Source organism: Candidatus Gracilibacteria bacterium (assembly GCA_041661045.1).
Classification (GTDB): domain Bacteria; phylum Patescibacteriota; class Gracilibacteria; order UBA1369; family 2-02-FULL-48-14; genus 2-02-FULL-48-14.
Genome location: JBAZVE010000001.1, coordinates 282314 through 300793 on the forward strand (window position 1 = coordinate 282314; position 18480 = coordinate 300793).

Sequence of the window (18480 nt, forward strand, 5' to 3'; positions counted from 1 at the left end):
ACGCCCATTACGCTTGGAGATATTTTGGTTCCGTTGTATTCAAGCTCGAAGTGCAAGTGGATTCCGGTGGCTCCGTAGACACGGCCGGTGTTCCCCATTTTTCCAATGGCCTGGCCCTGAGAAACCGTGTCTCCAACAGTTACGAAAATAGCCTCCATGTGGGCGTAGTGACTCTTGTAGCCATCGCCGTGGTCGATCCAAATATTGGTTCCATATCCTCCATCCCATCCTCCGGCAGATGCGTAAACCACGGTTCCGGACCCTGCTGCCAAAATGGGGGGCTGACTGCGGTCGGCCACATCATACGCGTAATGCCCGGCACGGTATCCTTGAGTGATTTTTCCTTGTGTGGGGCGAATCCAACCCTCGGCGCTGGGAGTGATGTCGTACTGAATAGTGGTGGGAAGATAGGACCCTCCGACATATCCGTAATCTTTGCTCTTGGAGTTGGTGTTTGCGATGTAAACCGGTGCTTCCGGTCGACCGTCCACAATAAAAATCTCTTCCCCTTCCGTGAGTTGACTATCGTCTTCAATGCCGTTGAATTCCTTGGTCTTATCCAGGCTTCCCTTGTATTTGTCCATGAGTGAAACCAGCGAGCTGCCTGCCGGGATTTTTACATAAATTCCATCTTTTGGAGGAATGGTGAGGACCTGGCCCACTTTTAAATAATCGCTGTTCCCCAAACTTGTGTTGAGGTAGCGGAGGGAGCTCACTGAAACTCCCCAGCGGTAGGCGATCATCGAAAGGGTTTCTCCGGCTTGAACCTCATGCTCCATGCGTTCACTGCGGTTTTGATCGTAGGTTCCCTCTCCCTCCAAGGGCATGTTTTTAATAATGTACCCCTCTTCATCCGTGATGTACGAGCCGGTGGTCTCCAGAGAAAGGTACTCTTTTCCCACATTTTCCCCTCCTGAGGAGGCGGCGGTGGTGTTTACAGAGGTGAGCAGCAGCAAAAAGATGCTGAAGGATGCCATTTGTGTGTAAAGACGACGGGGGGCGGGCATGCGATCCAAGGGATGCATGAATTGAGAAAGTCGCCTACCCGAAGGTAAGAGAAGGAAAAAGAGCTTTTGGGCTCCCCTCTTGAGGTGAAACCAAACTTGTCCCGGAAGAGTCTGATAATGGCCTTCGAAAAGTTTACGGTGTCGTTCTTTTCGGGCTTCTGTATTGACCTTACTCATCTTGTGAATTCTTGCACAAAAATGGACGGGTGGCAAGGGGGGTGCTAGATTCTGGATATGCAGACCATCCATTTGCTTCCGCAGGAACTCATTAGTCAAATCGCCGCGGGGGAAGTGATTGAACGACCGGCCAGTGCGGTGAAAGAGCTGGTGGAGAACGCAATTGACAGTGGCGCCACGCAGATTGGCATTGAAATCGAGGCGGGTGGACTCCGGAAAATTCGAGTGGTGGACAATGGCTGTGGAATGACGGTGGAGGATGCACGACTGGCGTTTACGCGGCACGCCACCAGTAAAATTGTGGCCTTGGAGGATTTGCTCCGCCTGAGGAGTTTGGGTTTCCGTGGAGAAGCTTTGGCGAGCATCGCCAGTATTGCGCGGGTGAATTTGAAGACGAGGCGGAGTGAAGATGTGGTGGGGACGCAAGTGGAAATGGATGGCGGGCGAGAGGAGCTTTTTGAACCGGTGGCGTGCAGCAGTGGAAGCGATTTCACCATTTATGGGCTTTTTGAACACACCCCGGCGCGAAGAAAATACATGAAGTCCGAATCCACGGAGTATGGACATATTTTTGACCTCCTGTGTGCCATTGCCCTGGCCCATTCAAGTGTGGGCTTTCGACTCAAAAAAGACGGGGTGGAGGTTTTTGATTTGCCCGCGGCGCAGAGTATAAAAGACCGCGTACGGGTTTTGTTTGGAGGAGGCACGGCCAACGCTCTTTTGCCTTTGCGTTACGACCAGTCCAATTTCACGGTGAGCGGATACATAGGGAAGCCCGAGCTTGCGAGGGCGACCAAGAAATATCAGTATTTATTTGTGAATGGGCGATGCATCGAAAATCGTTTGGTGAGTCACGCGGTAAAAGAAGCGTTTCATTCGCTGCTCATGCATGAAAAAAATCCGTGGTTTATTGTTGATATTCAAATGGATCCGGCTTTGGTGGACTGCAATGTGCATCCACGAAAACTGGAGGTGCGATTCGTCAATTCACAAGAAGTGCATCACATTATTTTTGGCGCGGTGAAGCATGCTTTGGAAAATAATTTGTTGACTCCTTTGATTCAATCGGCGAACATTCGCACGGAGTCTTTGCTCGATAAAGTGCAGAATTTTGAACCTCTTTTGGTGGGTGGACCGGCGCCGTTGGGGGAACAGGTGCTGGATTTCTCGGTGCAGGGACTTGCCTTGCGGCCCCTTGTACAAATCGCGCGATCCTACATTGTGGCGGAGAGTGAGGAGGGTCTGGTGCTGATCGATCAACACGCGGCCCACGAACGAGTACGATACGAGCGGCTGATGCATGCCCTTGAAAACAAGCGCGATTTGAAACAAGTGCTGTTGACTCCTTTGGAGCTGGACTTGGGCGTGGACAGCCAAAGACTGATTCGAGAAAATCGTGAAGATTTTGCGGCATTGGGTTTTGAGTTTGAGGAATTCGGCGGCTCTAGTTTTGTGGTTCGCAGCATTCCGGCCGGACTCGAAAAAAGAGACCCTGAACGGGTGATTCAAGAAATTTTGGCTGATTTTACCGCAGAGTGGAAGCAAAACCGTGTGCACCGCAATTTGGAGAGCCTCGCCACCATGACGGCGTGCCGTGGTGCCATCAAGTTTGGGGATACGCTCACCCTGGGAGAGATGCAGGCTTTGGTGAAAGACATGCAGGAAACCAAAAATGCCACCCACTGCCCTCATGGCCGACCCTCCATGATTTCTTTCAGCTACGACAAATTGGAGACCTTGTTTAAACGGAGGAATTTTTAGAAGGATTTAGCGGTAGAGCAGCTGAATACGAAGATCATTTTGAAGTGGGCCGGAAAGCGCATAGTCCATCCCATCCACAAAGTCCGTGGCGATGGGGTATGAGGACAGCAGAGTTTCGGATAAGGCGGTGACTGTTTTTTCAAATGAGATGCTTTTAAGTCCCGGCTGTTTGAACAATTCAAAATTGTATTCCTCAAAATTGCCTTTGAAATTCCATGGGTTTGTGAAAACGATGGTGAAGCTTTTTGTTTCACCGGGGTTCACCGTTTGTTCCACAAAATAATAGGAGAGATCCTGCTCCGGATCGTAGAAAAACTGCACTTCATCTCTCAAAATGCCTTCCGTTGAAAGAATGCTGGCGCCCTCGGGGACATAAAGACGGATTCCGGAGTGATTTGCCGCGTTTCCAAGAACCTGTTCAAGCCCCGGATTCCAGGCCGTGAAACCATAAGAAGCCAGGGTGTTTTTGAGCCAAGCTTGCGTGCCTGCGGTAAAAGAATGTGTGCGCTCCACCGTGATGGCGTTAACCGTGCTCCCATCTTCATTGATTTGAGTGTCGTGTTGAAGATGCGTCTCCATGTATCGATCGGTCTTATTCCCACCGATATTGGTGAACACCGGCATAAAAAAGTCGTGATCCAATTCGGCGAGAGGTGGGAGGTCTCCCGTCATTCCCATGGAGCTGAAAAGTTCCTGAACCAACGGGTCTCGGTGGTAAAAAAGAATCTGTTTTTTATGGGCTTCTTCCAGTGCCGTTTGCGCAACCGCGGTTTTCACAGTGACGGGTTCCAGTTTTTCCATGAACGCCTCCAAGAGTTCACCCAAAATAGCCTTTGGACTCTCCTTGTCCACTTTGGCTTCTACTATCGTGCTGATCACCACGGGCAGTGTTTCCGCCGTGAGTTCCTTGCTTAAAGAGTTGAGTTTGAGCGGACCCGTGTCTTCCAAAAAGGCTTGTGCAGCGGACAAATTGAGGCCAATCACCCCATCCACCCCCTGGCCTCCTTCCTCTTGCAAAAACCACATGGCCTTTTCAGCAGAAACGGGAAAGTCGGGTGAAATATTGCTGTCTCTCAAACGCCACTGTGCGGTGAGAGGGCGAAGCTCGTGCACGGGAACTTCTTGTGGAGTGAAGTAGACCCCATCAAAATCATAGACATCGTGAAAATCCATTTTGGTGAGATGTCCGTCGTTGACTTCCACAATAGCCAAACTTCCTATAAATCCACCACCCATGCGCAGTTCATCATTGTTTTGTAAAAGCACCAGATAATGCTGAGGGGTGTGGTCTCCCAGTGCGGTGAGAACAGGTTCTTTTGAGGACACCCAAAGATCAAAAAAGGAGGTGAGTGCGGTGAGTTTTTCTTGAAAGCCCGCGAACTTTTCCTGGTATTCGGTCCCCGAAAGGTCCACGGCGGACAAAAGTGCGTCGATTTGATGGAGTTTTTGTGCAGTGGGCTCAAGTTCTTCTTCAGATATTTTTCGGAGCTGATCGGTGAGTGAGGCGGCGGGGTCAAGAGCGGTGAATGCGGTGCGAGCGCGACCGATGCTTTGCCCCACTTCGGTCATTAAAGATCCGGCATTCAGCAAGTTTTCCAAGCTCTGCACCTGTTTGGGCTGGGAGAGCCACGCGGAATCTCCTTGGAGTAAAAATGCTCCTTTTTCTTTTGCTTCTTCAAAAAGTTGCCCCGCTTGAGCAAAAAGAACCGCATCGGCTCCCTCTTCTCCATTGAGTATGGATTTACCGGCTCCCTGCAGGCTCACAAAGGCTTCCCCGGCAAGTGCCAGCGCTTCCGTGCCCTCTTGATTTCCAAGAAAAAAGACTTGTCCCAAATTGAGCGCAAAAATCATAACCAAGGCTGCGGCCACCATGGGCATTCGTCCAAGGCCTCTACGGTGCGGAGGCAGTTCACCCACAATGCAAATGCGCTTCAAATCCAGGCTCACTTCTTTGTGTGCTTCTTGTTTTTTTGCGCCATCCGTGTCCTTCAAATTGATGACATGTTTGGAAGGCTCCGGAAGTTCCGGCGGCAGAGGATTCTCGGGACCAATATTCAGTTGAGTGCTCATGGAAGCAGAGAAGTGCGAGTGAAGATTCCGTCGTCAAACGCCTTTCGCGTGGACAAAATGGACTTGAGGGTGGACAGGCGCTGCATCAGTATATGCTCTTCTGGGAAAAATGCACCATTTAAAATCCAAAATTCGTCAGATCCGGGGAGGAGAACGGAAATATCGGCCAAATCTCTGTCTTCTTTTAAGCCGTTTTTTTTGTCTAGAGTCGCTGTCAAAAGGTCTTCTCTGGCCGCGATGATGAGTGCGTCCTCCGTAAAGCTGTGTGGCCAACCCGTATTGGCGAGCAGTGCTTCCGCCTGCGCCCGTTCTCCCTCTTCCAGTTCCAAAATGAAGAGAAAGTCCTCCCAAGAGGTGAATCCAAAGTAAGTTTCTTTGTCCAGTAAGGTGAGAACCTGAGTCAGGTCTGCTCCCCCAAGATGTGTTCTGAGCTGCCGATCCAGACTGGATCCAAAAATGACTTGTTGCGCTGTGCCCAATTCCGTGAAAATTTCTTCCATGCGCACGATTTGAGCAGCCAAGTCGGTTGTGCCCCATTCCCAAGCGAAGTTTTGCGTCCATGGGAGGAATTTCTGCTCGTACTTTTTGTTGGGATGGAAATAAGCTCCGCGGATTTTCTTTTTGTCCACGGCAAGGAAACTTTCTGCAAACCAGGCTCCCGGCTCCATGGTGATGCTGGCTCCCCATGCCGGGAAAATTTCCAGCAAGGATTGCAGTAAAAGAGGCTCGTTGATGCCGAGCGCTCGGAGCTGCACGCCCATTTCCGGAATGTTTGCCGTGAGATCAATGTAAACAAAGGCGCTGGCGGCTTGTTTTAACCGTGAGCGGACATTTTGATATTTTGCGGTGCTTTCCAAACTTGGACCGGCGGCCGCCACGGCCGCCAGCGCCTCTTCGGAACTTGAGAAAATAAACCACCGGCCTTGGCTCTGCATGCAGAGCGCCTCGAGTTTAAAGCACTGAATGTCTTTGTCCAAAATGCTGGGGGTCAGCTCTCCGCCTTCCACCAAGCCCGCAAAAAAATCCTCGGCCTCGCCCTGCACGGTGGTCTCCAAAAACTCCACCACGGAGCCATCCACCCAAGCCACGCCCAAATCTCGCCCCAACCAAGTCAGCTCGTCCAAAGGGGTTCCTAAAAATTCACTCATAAACTCCGATCGAATCGGCTCTCCCGATGCCTTGTAGTCCTCTCGGTTCACTATAAAAAATGCATCCGTTTCCGCCGGCAGAAGCTCCGCGATATTTCCAAGCGACCCATAACGAAACGCCAAAGAATACAAAAGCAGCCCGAGCAATAGAACCGTCGGCACCAGAATAAGTCCCTCCCCCAGCCATGCTTTAAATCGCTCCATATTTTGCAGAATACCATTTCTTGACCCGCTGAGCCACTTTCATGTTAAAATCCCCGCATGATCAGCACTTGCAGCATTTCCGGTGAATCCTTCACGGTCGGCCCCATTGAACTCCAGCTGCGAGAAAAATTTGGGCTTTCGGACTCGCTGCCCACGGTGCTTCCCAAATATCGGTTTCAAGAATTGGGTGCTTTTTGGCCACACTGGAACCTGCACAAACGGCGCTGCGATAAAACCGGCCGCCCCCTTGTTTCTATTTTTAGAGAAGACTGCGCCTATCCCGTTTGGCATCGAGATGAATGGGTGGCGCACGCCAATCCGCCTTCCCAAGATCCGGACTTTTCACGCCCCTTTTTTGACCAGGCCTGGGAACTTTTTCAAACCTGCCCCCTGCCCCACGCTTTTCAAAGCAACAATCAAAACTGCGAATACACGGATGACTGGTACTACAGTCGAAATTGCTACCTTTGCCACTCCGGCCAAGGCAACGAAGATTGTCGTTATTGCTACGGCTGTGACAGCATCAAAGACAATCATGGAACTGTGTTCTCCTTCGATTCCCAGCTGTGCCTCGACCTCATCAACTCCAGCGCTTGCTACAACAGTGTCTTTTTGCTCAACTCAAAAGCCGTGCAGGACTCCGCCTTTTTGTACGACTGCCGGGACTGCAGCGACTGTTTGTTTTGTTTCAATTTGCGCAATAAAAAATATTGCTTTGCCAATGAGCAGCTCACAAAAGAGGAGTACGAAAAGAAGCGAGCGGAATGGAATCTTTCGTCTCACAAAAATTATGAAGCCGCCAAAGCTTTTTTTGCGAAGATGATGAAAGAGCTGGCTTGGCATCGCGCCCTGCAGATCGACAAATGTGAGAATTCCACAGGGAACTTTATACGGTATTCCAAGGATTGTGAGAATTGCTACTTGCTTTCGGAGCATGAGACCTGCGCGAATGTGGCCTTTTGCGGGCCCAAGGCTCGAACTATTTTGGATTCTTTGGGGACCGTGGGAAGTGAGCTCGTTTATATGTCCAGCCTGCCCTCTTATTCTTATGAAGCACGCTTTTGTTTCAGTACCCTGCACTCCCGATTCACTGAGTACTCCGCTTATCTGCAAAACTGCCAATATTGCTTTGGCTGCTGTGGCTTGGTGAACGCCAAATATTGCATTTTCAACAAACAGTATTCCAAAGAAGACTATGAACGGATCCGAGCTGAATTGGTGGAGCACATGAGAAAAACCGGTGAATGGGGGCGATTTTTCCCGGCTCATTTTGCCCCAAATCCTTACGAGGAGAGTTTTTCTGGATTTTATTTTCCGGTGGAACGGCCGTTGGAAAAACAGACCGTGGTGAAGACCGCTGAGCTTGAGGATATTCCCGATTCTGTTTTCTCACTTAGTGCTGCGGAGGAGACGGCCTTGCTTGCCCAGGTTTTTTGGGATGAGAGCTATCAAAGACCTTTTCAAATCCAGGCGGCGGACATTGAGTTTTCCAAAAAAATGAAGGTTCCTTTGCCCCATCGCTATTATGTCCAACGGATGCAAGAAAACCTCAAGTGGATGCCTTTTAATGGAGAGCTCCGAGAAACTGTTTGTGGAAAATCCGGGCGCCCCATCTTTACCAACTGGCCCGCGGACTACGATGGGCGAATTTTAAGTGAGGAGGAATATCTTAAGGTTGTGAAGTAGGGCTGCACAAAACAAATTGACCTCTCTTGAGACAAATTGTACCCTACGAGCATGCTTACTGCTGCTCAAATTCGACGCCGTTATCTGGATTTCTTTGTCCACAAGCATGGACATGCGGAAATTTTGGGGGCGAGCTTGATTCCGGAGAATGATCCTACGGTGCTCTTTACCACGGCGGGAATGCATCCGCTGGTGCCGTATTTGATGGGAGAAAAACACCCGGCGGGAACGCGGCTCACCGATGTGCAGCGCTGTGTGCGAACGGGGGATATTGATGAAGTGGGCGACCCCACTCATCTGACTTTTTTTGAAATGCTGGGAAACTGGTCTTTGGGGGATTATTTTAAGGAGGGTGCCATAAAAATGTCTTTTGAATTTTTGACGAGTCCGCAAGAAGAAGGCGGGCTGGGAATTGATGTGAAAAATCTGGCGGTGACTTGTTTTGAAGGAGATGAAAATGCTCCACGAGATGAGGAGGCCGCCGGGATTTGGCGTGGGCTTGGCATACCGGATACCCGCATTGCGTTTTTGCCCAAAGAGGACAACTGGTGGGGGCCTGCGGGTCTCACCGGGCCCTGTGGACCGGACACCGAAATGTTTTACTGGACCGGAGAGGGCGAAGCGCCTGAAGTGTATGATCCCAAAGATAAAAAATGGGTGGAAATTTGGAATGATGTGTTTATGCAATACAATAAAAATGAAGACGGTTCTTACACTCCGCTCGAACAGAAAAATGTGGATACAGGAATGGGACTTGAGCGCACCACGGCCATTTTGCAGGGTAAAAAGAGCCCTTATGAGACTGAGCTTTTTGAGGCGGTGATGCAACGGATCCGAAACCTTTCCGTGGACGACAATAGTCCAACCAGCGAACGAATTGTGGCCGACCACATTCGTACCGCCACCTTTATTTTGGGGGATGAGCGAGGGGTTACCCCCTCCAATGTGGACCAAGGCTATGTGCTTCGACGGCTCATTCGCAGGGCCATTCGACATGGACGCAAACTGGGAATTCAGGGCGAGTTCACTACGGAATTGGCTCGACTTTATATCGGTCTTTATGGGGAAACCTACAAAGAGTTGGTGAAAAATGAAAAGCGCATTTTGGAGAGTTTGAAAAAAGAAGAAGAACAGTTCCAGGAAGCTTTGAATAGAGGCGAGCAGGAAATTCAAAAAGACACTGAACGGGTGAATGAGGCTTTGGCCATTTTAGCCAAAGAAAGTAAGGTCGCGTGGCTTGAAATGGCACTGAGCGCGCTGAGCCAAACGATTTCGGCGGGAGATTCTTTAAAAATTATGAATGAATCGTTACGGCCGGTTTTGGGAAAACTGCGGGCTGAGTTTAAAGCGGAGGCGGCTGAAAAAACCGTGGATGAGGCCGTGCTTAAACCTGTTCGTGAAAAAGCCAATGAACTGATTCAAAACAGTTGGGCTTTGCGAGGAGAGCGTGCTTTCTTCTACTTTGAAAGTTATGGTTTCCCCTTGGAAATGACCATGGAAATGATGCAAGAGCGAGGAGTCTTTGTGGACAAAGAAGGTTTTGAAAAGGCCTTTAAACAACACCAAGAAAAATCCCGTGTGGGAGCGGAACAAAAGTTTGCGGGAGGGCTTGCGGACCACAGTTTTGAGACCACCAAACTGCACACCGCCACTCATTTGATGCTGGAGGCGCTGCGCCGTGTGCTCGGGAAAACCGTGGAACAAAAAGGCTCCAATATCACGCAAGAACGACTGCGCTTCGACTTCAATTATCCCGAAAAACTTACGCCGGAGCAGATTGCGGAAGTGGAACGGATTGTGAATGCGGCCATTGCGGCGGACCACCCTGTACACTTTGAAGAGATGACTGTGGAGCAGGCGCGCACCCTCAACGCCACCGGCGTGTTCATTGATAAATACGAAGGCGAACTGGAGGGCAAAGTGAAGGTTTACATGATGGGCGACTATTCCAAAGAAATCTGTGGCGGACCTCATGTGGAACACACCGGCCTCCTCGCCGGACACTTTAAAATTGTGAAAGAGGAATCCAGCTCATCGGGAATTCGACGAATTAAGGCGGTGTTGGAGCCGAAAGCTTAAATCAAGCCCCCTTTCAAATAAAAAGTGTCGGCTTCGGTGACGCGGACGGTGGCGAGTTTGCCTAGGAGAGGGCGGTTGCTGCGGAACTCTATTTCTTTGAATTCGCGCGTGCGGCCACGGCAGCTTTGGCCGATTTGTTCGGTGACTAACACTTCCACCGTGCGGCCTATAAAAGCCTGGTGTTTTTTGTTTGAAATTGTTTTGAGCAGATTGTTGAGGCGATGCCAACGGGCTTCTTTGAGTTCGTGAGAAATGTCGTCGGGGAGGCTTTTTTGGGAATAGGTGCCTTTGCGGGGCGAGTAGCGGGAAATGAAGCAGGTGTCCCATTCCATTTCCTCATACATTTTGAATGTGTTTTCAAATTCTTCGTCTGTTTCGCCGGGGAAGCCCACAATGATGTCTGTGCTGATGGCACAGCCCGGAATGGCGGCCTGGATTTTGCGCATGATGGTTTGATATTCCGGTGCGGTGTAGTTGCGATTCATGCGGCGAAGAATGCGGTTGTCGCCGGACTGGACCGGCATGTGAATGTAGGGACAAATGGTTTCGAGGCTGGCGAGCGTTTGGATGAGTTCATCGGTGAAATCGCGGGGGTGGGGCGAAGTGAAACGGAGACGGCTCAGGCCGGAGCTCTTTAGTTTGTCGATTTCGATGAGAAGGGCTGAGAAAGGGCTCTTGCCGTAGGCGGTGAATTTTCCGGATTTTTTGTCGTTGAAACTGAGCCCGTACGAATTCACGGTTTGTCCAACGAGGGTGATTTCGAGTGCGCCTTCTTCAACATGTTTCTTGCATTCGGCCACAATGTCTTCGAAGTCGCGACTCATTTCGCGGCCACGGGTGAAGGGCACGATGCAGTAGGTGCAGAACTTGTCGCAGCCGGTCATGATGGGCACAAAAACGCTGGCACCTGTGGATTTTTTGGGTGCGATTTTAAAGTAATTTTCTAGGGTGCCTTCGTCGATTTGATCGGAGAAATCGAGGCTTGAATCCACTTGTTTGAGCAGCTCCGGAAGGCGGGCCACTTCTTCAATTCTAAAAACAAAATCCACTTCCGGCATCCTCTTTAAAAGTTGGTCTTCTTGGGTTCCGGTGCTACGAATCATGCAGCCGGTCACGGCGATTTTTAGAGCAGGATTTTCTTCGTGGAGCTTGGCTAAAATTTTACGGAGCCCGTAGACCCTGTCTTCCGCTTTTTGCTTCACGCTGCAGGTGTTGAGCACCAAAAGGTCGGCGTGGTTTTGGCTTTCGGCTGTTTCGTAGCCCAGTCGCTCAAGGACGCTCGCGACCCTTTCGGAATCGGAGCTGTTCATGGCGCAACCGTAAGTCTGAATAAAGTACTTCACAGGCCGAAGATAGCAGACGCAAGCGAATAAGGGAACTGTTTTCGGCGCTCACTATAGCGGGAAATGGCTTCCAGACGGTCTGCTTTTTGCTTTTCGATGAGTGTCGAAATATCCTCGATGTCTTTTTTTGCGTCTAAAAAGTGGAGCGACCGGCAAGGAGTTTGCTGAACGAAAGCCAGTAAAGTTCCTTCGAATTCCAATTCTTTTTCTTGAGGCTGTGGTGATAAAAAGAGCGCGCGGATTTCGGCCAGTTTGGTCCATGCATCCGTAACGCCGACTTCCTTCCGTGCGCTTTCCAGCAAGTACGGCACAATGTCACGACGGTGTTCAAAATCGTGCTTCAGCAGGGCTTCGCGAGTTTTTACTTCACGGAGCTCATGGGCCACGCTTTGCCTCAGCCAAATGAGGACGATGAATCCCAGTATGGCGGCGGCAATAAGGATAAGAATGAGATTTTCAATCATGGTGTGGGGTGGTTTTATCGCGCAAATCTAAAAGTGCCCGTGCATTTTCGTAAGGCCTGCTGACAAAATCGATGACGAAAAAAATGTCGGAAGCAGAAGTTTGAATTTCAATCTTTCCGTAATGAAAAATGCTTTGCCAAAATCCTTTTTGGATCCCGGTAACATCTTGAATCTGGCCTAAATTGGCCTCTGAAACTTGACGATGGAAAAGGTCGATTTGCTCGTGAGAAATGATGCGATTTTCGGTGGCTACAATAATGTCCAACTCTTCATTGAGCCACTTGATAAAGGTGATCAAAAGAATAACGAGCAAGTACGCGGTAAAGCCCATGGCCACACTCAAAAAAGTATCGTTCCACCCTTGATCCAAAATGAGCACTTCCGCCACCACGGCTATTAAAAGGGGTAGGAAGCCAATCACAAAAAGTGTGATGCCAATCCTCACATCGATGATCCAGTGCTTTCGAATCACCAGTTTGATGTGCTCTCCTTCTTTTTGACCGGGGAAACGGTGATTGCCGTAGTCGTTGGTCTTATTCTTCATGAGACTTCAGTTGGCTTAAAAAAATGTTGAGTGATTTTTTCCATGAGAAGCGCGCAGCCGCTTTTTTTTGCGCAGCCACGACGGACTTTCTGCGCGCGGGATCTTCCAATAACATGAGTGTATCAGAGAGACCTTCTTTAAGCGAGTCGAGGGACTCGGATTTGGGAAGGAAGAGGGCGGAATCGTTGGAAATTTCACGGTTCACGGGTGTGTCCCTTACAATGGCAGGAATTCCGATGCTCATGGCTTGCAGGAGCGGAATATTGAAGCCTTCCGAGTCTGAAAAATGCAAGAAAGCTTTAGCGGATTTGAGTGCGGAATACACTTCTTCATCTGGTAAAGCACCCAAGAAATAGGTATAGGGATACTCCGGAACTTCCGGGTACAGTTTGGACCTGTGCAGGGCGGTGCCGATGAGCATCAGACGGGGCGGATGCTTGAGTCCCGCAACGGTTTCCACCATTTGAGGAACATTTTTGCGAATGTCGTAACCTCCCAAATAAACCAGGGCCTCTTTTGAGTCCCTATTGGCGGGAATATTTTTTGGCATTTCCGGAATCGCATTCGGCAGGACCTTTGCGGCAGGTATGCCGAGTTCTTTATGAATGGCGGCGGATACGGTGAAAAGGAGATCCATGAACACCAAACTGCGACGCGCCTGACGGTGGTAGTAGCGTTTCAAGCGGTTTCCTTTATAGCGAGGATCCTTCCACAAAATGAGATCGTGCACGGTCATGGCACGACGATGAGGCGATTTTTCGGGGAGCGGACAAGGGTAAGGATAGTATTCCCAATCCAGTTTTTCTTGTGCAAAAAACTGGGGCACTTGCACGCGCTCCCAATACCACTTTTTAAGCGCTCCGTGCAGTAGAAACTTTTTGGGTTTTATTGTGTGAAGCCATTTTTTTGGGATTCCCTTGGGTAGGTTTTTTGGCGAGAGTCTTTCCGGGATCACCACGATGCATTCCAAGCCCTTTTCTTTTGCCAACTCTCTGAGCAAGCCCAAGCAATGCTGGCCGATGCCGGTGTAGGGTTTTGTGACGAACCAAGCTTGAAAGCCGATCTTCATGTAAGGGTGTGGGCAATAATTTGAGTTGCATTTTGAGTGGCGCGCGGAGGACGAGGCGGCCGTTTGGGCAAGGCCGCGAGTTGCTCGCGGAGCGGGAGACTTGTGTCACCGATTCGATAATATTTGCTTTTTTTGCAGAGGGCCTTCGCGTTGGCCACTTGATCTCCCCTGCTCGCATTCATGCCCAAGGGGAAAAGCAGCGCGGGAATCTGCAGGGCTTCCAGTTCTGCCAAAGCGCCGGCCCCGGCGCGAGTGAGCGCGAGCGAAGCGAGCGCGTAGAGATCCTTTATTTCTTCCCCCACAAAAGGCACCGCAATAAAGTCTTTTTTGCGTACTGCGGCCGATCCGGCTCCACCATTTTTTCCTTCCCCCGTGATGTGCACCACGGCATACTCCTCCATAATCGCCTTCTTCTCTTTTTCAATTTTTTTGTTGATTTCCAAAGACCCGCTGCTCCCGCCCATCACCAAAAGCACCGGTTTCTTTCCCACAAAACCCGCCCACTTCCTGGCTGCCGCGGCACTGCCTTCAAACAAATCTTCTCGCACAGGGTTCCCCACCGTTTGGAGCTTTTTCTTGTACCGTTGCAACCCCTTTTCCGCCTCCGCATATCCCAAAAAAATCTTCCGTGCAAACGGCGCGCACAATTTTGTGGCCAGCCCGGGAATGGCATCGGACTCATGGATATAAACCGGAATCCCAATCATCCCCGCGGCCAAAACCACCGGCACCCCCACAAATCCTCCTTTGCTAAAAACCACACTTGGCCGCAGCTTCAACAATTTCAAAAAAGCCTGGGCCGTTCCCAGCGGAATCTTTAATAGATCCACCCCGTTTTGCACGGCAAAATATCTTCTCCATTTTCCGGTGAGTATGCCTTCAAAAGGAAGTCCCGCCGCTTCCGCCAGTTTTCGCTCCATTCCCCCGTAAGACCCCATATAGGTGACTTTGGTCTTGGGGCTAGCTTCTTTGATAGCGCGAGCGATAGCGAGATTGGGGATGATGTGTCCGGCCGTTCCCCCTCCGGTCAAGAGTATATGCATAATTCGTGGTGTACTTAGAAATGTTGAGCAGCACTCCCACCCCCACCAATGTCATCACCATCGAAGATCCTCCGTAACTCATGAATGGCAGCGTGATCCCCGTGATGGGAAACAAGGCGGTGTTGACCATGATATTAACGAAGGCTTGAGCTGAAATCCAGGTGGTAATGCCGGCAGCCATCAGCATGGAAAACTTGTTTGGGGCATGATTGGCAATCTGGAAGCCACGATACGCGATCACGGCGTAGAGCAAAACCAGTCCTGCCGTTCGCAAAAATCCCAGTTCATTGGCGCTTGCGGCAAAAATAAAGTCGTCCACCGCCTGCGGAAGCCAGTAATATTTTTGAGTTCCTTGCGTGAGCCCCTTCCCCCAAAAACCTCCGCTTCCAATGGCAATATTCGCCTGCCGAGTTTGCCAACAATAACTTTCCCCTCCACTCTCATAGCTGCAGGCTTCTTCCGGGTTCAAAATAGCATTCACGCGATTGTTGATGTGAGTTGTGGTGGCGTAAGCCAAGATCGAAAGCATCATGCCCAGCACCATCAAGGCCGCCAAATGTCGCCAATTCGCCCCCGCCAAATAGTAAATAACCACGGCAATAATGGAGAGCACCATGGCGGAGCCAATGTCCGGCTGCAAGACAATCAAACCGATAATTGTTCCGGCAATCAGCCCAAACTTTAAGAATCCCTCTTTTAAATCTTGCGTTTTTTCCACCGATATTTTTTCTGCGAAAAAATAGCTCAAATAAAAGATCAGTCCCAATTTTGCGATTTCCGAGGGCTGGACCGAATCCACAAAAGGCAGCGCCCCTCCCACATTGATCCAACTGGTGGCAAAGGTGTTGTTGTCACTTCCCGCAAAGAGCACAAAGACCAAAAGTCCCGCCGCCGCAATGTACAAAACGGGCCCCAACACTTTCCAATATCGATAATTCATCTTCCACGCCACCAGCATCCCCACCAAGCCAATCCCCGCGCGCGCCACATGATTTTTCAAAATCAAATAACAATCCACCGCCGCATCCGCGCAATCCGGATATTTCATGTCCGGCGCCGAAATCTTAATCGACTTGGGCACTCCCACACTGGTGATCATGATCACTCCAATCGCCACCACCGCCAAAACCGCTATGAGTAAAACCGTATCGTATTTGCTTCGTTTGAACATAGTCTGCTAAAAGCGCCCAGCCAGTGTAGCGAAGACTTGAATGTTTGGGAAGACAGAGCTGTTGTGAATATCCTCTTTTTTAAGCAGCCATTTTTTTGACGACGCTCGCACTCATGGCCAGCAAGAGATTTTTATAAAGCTCACGAAGTCTTCTGTTCCCTTCGATGGCTTCTTTATTTTTTGCTGCCACCAAATGATTCTCAATTTGATCTAATCTTGTAATGATGTCCAGCGCAAGGTTTTGTATCATGGAGAAAGTTAAAGTATCGGTGGGCTTTGCTCCCAAAAGGCCTGCAACGATATTCTTCAGTTCTTGCGCTTCAGTAATTGTGATCCTTCGGAATGCAAGAGTGGGATCCTTTAATTTCACTTGGGCTTCTACCCACCTCGTATCGGTGCTGCTTTGAACTTTTTCAAAGAAGCTTACCCACTCCGTTTCCGGCAAACTTAGAATTTGTGGCCCCATGCTACTAAAATCGGGATCCTTGGCTACTTTCTTCGTAACTGTGAAGAGCTTCTCCGCGCGGTCGTCTTTCAAAAGTGCTTCTGCTATAAGGCTTAAATCATTCCATAATTCTGTGAATTTAGGCTCAAGACTTGGGCGTATCCCTTTTACCTTGTCAAAGGCTTCTCCAAAGTCTTTGAACACCTCTACAATGCTTCTACTGCTAACGGACCCAATGTTTTGGGCTACGAATATGCGGACTTCCTGCTTGGCATCGTCCTTTTCTTCGGGCGTTCCTGATGTCAGCACCTTTTCCATTTCACTTGCGCTCATCAAATATTTAAAGTGTCTCCCCATCTTTGAGGACCGGTACCCTCTAATATGAGCGGCGATCTCTTGGGGCTCTTCCAGTTCTGGGAAGTGTTCCAGGAATACTTCGGGAGCTAAAACGATGGTCTGCGCAAAAAGTTTTTCAATGATGGCCGGAGTCAAAGCGGTGTCGACTGCTCCCAGTATGATCACTATGGCGTTTGCCTTTGTCTCTTCTTCGGAGCCTGCCGGCCAAGTCCCCACTTTCATCTGCTTTTTAAGGGCCTGAATTCCTCGTTTAATGTCCCTGGCTTCAAAAGGTTGCTCTATGTCGTAGAGCGCGCATACTTGCGCTTTGAGCTTCATTTTTCCTCCTTCCGTATCCATAAGATCCGGCTTGAGTGTTGGGATGACGCCGTTGAATGTTCCTTCGAGTACATCAGCATCCCACCCCTTAAGACAGGCCGATATATTTTTGTCGTTTGCTTCTGTAAAGAGCGTGCGGCCAAAGGCTCTGTATCGATCCTTGTTCCATTCGAACTTGGTTTTTTCCAGCTCTGGATCAGGGTAGAGTGTTTTGAGGGTATCTTCTGTGAGCAATGTTTCCGCCTTTGTGATCAAGGCAATGATTGCGTCCCGGGTTGCGGTGTAATCATTCAATTTTGCGTTAGTGCTCCAATCCACCCCTTCTCTCAGTCTTGCCCTCATTTGTGCAGCCCGAGCGATGAGTTTTTGTTTCGTGATTCTTCCGCTTAGGTTGAAGAGATTTTGCACCTCATTCCTAAGATCCTGTGGGTTGTTGTCCAACTCCGAAGCCACTGATGCAGCGTCCAAAATGTCTCCCACTCTTACCTCAATATCGTCTACGCCATTCTTTTTATTGGTGTGGAAGAAGGGGCGAATATTTTTGTCATTTATTTTCAAAATGCAGTCTCCGATGTTTGCGTAATCCATGGGGAAGTCTTCAATGGTTTCTCCCGTCCCGTAGAGGGTTTCCAGGTTTTTTTCGGTGAGCCAAGCTCGAGCGTGTCCAATAATATGAATCAGCGCATGGTGTTGCGCGTGCACTCTGGAGTTCACATGACCGCCCAAGAGCTCCAACAAAAGGGTGGTTTGTTGTTCCACTTCCTTTCTATCTATTTCTCCCGAGAGATCTAAAAGATTTGCCATTTCTTTCTTGATTTCTTCTTGGCCAGCGGGACGAGTGAGGGCTCGGGAAAAACGATCTTGGTCTACAAACATTTTGAAGGTCCGTTCGAGATTTTCTATATTCAAGCCCTTGCAGAAGCCATCCAAAGCGTGATGATCGAGGGCGCGATTTCCTTTCTTTTCAGCTTTTTTGTCTCTGGGCAGTTGATGCATGATTTGGTCTCCGATGTGTTGTTCATCGGTTTTGGTTTCATGAATGGGAGCGAGACCTAGTTTGTCCCGGGCAAGCTTGAGTGCTTTTGCGATCCAAGGGCCTGCAACGCCAAGAAGTGAAGCGTGACCCATGGCATGGATGAAGGCGTCTGAAAGATCCACCTCGTGTTCGCCCTCTTTCTTCCCATGCTCGTCGTCGCCCAGCCCCAGTTTTGCGAGGGCGGCAGCGCCCACTGTTTGGAGGAATCCTCCTTTGGGGCCGTGATCCACTGCCTCTCCGGCTGCGGCTTCTCCGGTTGCTTCTCCCACAGCGGCTTGCGCTTTGGGATGTGCACCAGGTTTGGGATGTGCGCCGGGTTTGGGATGTGCGCCGGGTTTGGGGTAACTTCCCTCGTTATTCGCGGCGGGTTCTTCTGGCGGGAAAGTTTCTTTAAATGCGCCTACCGTTGCCCCTTCTACGAGGTCTTTAAATGATTCTGCAATCCCAAGAATCCCTCCGTGTTTAAAATGTCGAGTATTATTCGCCGCCTCCACTGGAGCTGCCTCCGGTGCGGCATGGGGTGTTCCGACATGTTTTGCTTTTTCAGACATAGTGGTT

General features: G+C 49.9%; 11 protein-coding genes and 1 pseudogene. 3 read left to right on the forward strand and 9 right to left on the reverse strand.

What is annotated here, in order from left to right; genetic code table 25:
- Positions 1 to 26: 26 nt before the first annotated feature.
- A pseudogene (locus WC777_01285) lies at positions 27 to 1256 on the reverse strand (M23 family metallopeptidase).
- Here WC777_01285 and mutL point away from each other — a divergent pair.
- The gene (gene mutL, locus WC777_01290) at positions 1242 to 2945 is read left to right on the forward strand and encodes a DNA mismatch repair endonuclease MutL (GenBank protein MFA6023836.1); all 1704 of its coding nucleotides are present in this window, start codon (positions 1242 to 1244) and stop codon (positions 2943 to 2945) included. The pseudogene WC777_01285 and the gene mutL overlap by 15 nt on opposite strands.
- Before the next feature lie 6 nt (positions 2946 to 2951).
- On the opposite strand, the gene WC777_01295 is transcribed toward mutL, so the two are convergent.
- On the reverse strand, positions 2952 to 4514 hold the full coding sequence (locus tag WC777_01295) for a DUF4012 domain-containing protein (GenBank protein MFA6023837.1): 1563 nt from the start codon (positions 4512 to 4514) through the stop codon (positions 2952 to 2954).
- Positions 4514 to 6367, reverse strand: a complete 1854-nt coding sequence (locus tag WC777_01300) for a hypothetical protein (GenBank protein ID MFA6023838.1) — start codon at positions 6365 to 6367, stop codon at positions 4514 to 4516. Before WC777_01300 ends, WC777_01295 begins: the two co-directional genes overlap by 1 nt.
- Positions 6368 to 6424: 57 nt before the next feature.
- On the opposite strand from WC777_01300, the gene WC777_01305 reads away from it, so the two are divergent.
- On the forward strand, positions 6425 to 8053 hold the full coding sequence (locus WC777_01305) for a hypothetical protein (protein ID MFA6023839.1): 1629 nt from the start codon (positions 6425 to 6427) through the stop codon (positions 8051 to 8053).
- 51 nt (positions 8054 to 8104) lie between these two features.
- Positions 8105 to 10132 (forward strand): alanine--tRNA ligase, encoded by a 2028-nt coding sequence (locus tag WC777_01310; protein ID MFA6023840.1) that lies wholly within the window; start codon positions 8105 to 8107, stop codon positions 10130 to 10132.
- Here the strand turns inward: WC777_01310 and miaB are convergent.
- The 6 genes from miaB to WC777_01340 form a co-directional block, all read right to left on the reverse strand.
- Entirely contained in the window at positions 10129 to 11475 is a 1347-nt protein-coding gene (gene miaB, locus WC777_01315) for a tRNA (N6-isopentenyl adenosine(37)-C2)-methylthiotransferase MiaB (protein ID MFA6023841.1), read from the reverse strand. The genes WC777_01310 and miaB overlap by 4 nt on opposite strands.
- 51 nt (positions 11476 to 11526) lie before the next feature.
- Positions 11527 to 12483 (reverse strand): PH domain-containing protein, encoded by a 957-nt coding sequence (locus tag WC777_01320; protein MFA6023842.1) that lies wholly within the window; start codon positions 12481 to 12483, stop codon positions 11527 to 11529.
- The gene (locus WC777_01325) at positions 12473 to 13471 is read right to left on the reverse strand and encodes a glycosyltransferase (GenBank protein MFA6023843.1); all 999 of its coding nucleotides are present in this window, start codon (positions 13469 to 13471) and stop codon (positions 12473 to 12475) included. The genes WC777_01320 and WC777_01325 overlap by 11 nt, the downstream gene beginning before the upstream one ends.
- Positions 13369 to 14595: a UDP-N-acetylglucosamine--N-acetylmuramyl-(pentapeptide) pyrophosphoryl-undecaprenol N-acetylglucosamine transferase gene (locus WC777_01330; GenBank protein MFA6023844.1), complete on the reverse strand. Its 1227-nt coding sequence runs from the start codon at positions 14593 to 14595 to the stop codon at positions 13369 to 13371. The genes WC777_01325 and WC777_01330 overlap by 103 nt, the downstream gene beginning before the upstream one ends.
- The gene (locus WC777_01335) at positions 14513 to 15766 is read right to left on the reverse strand and encodes a putative peptidoglycan glycosyltransferase FtsW (protein ID MFA6023845.1); all 1254 of its coding nucleotides are present in this window, start codon (positions 15764 to 15766) and stop codon (positions 14513 to 14515) included. The genes WC777_01330 and WC777_01335 overlap by 83 nt, the downstream gene beginning before the upstream one ends.
- A gap of 79 nt (positions 15767 to 15845) precedes the next feature.
- Entirely contained in the window at positions 15846 to 18473 is a 2628-nt protein-coding gene (locus tag WC777_01340; protein MFA6023846.1) for a hypothetical protein, read from the reverse strand.
- Between the last annotated feature and the right edge of the window lie 7 nt (positions 18474 to 18480).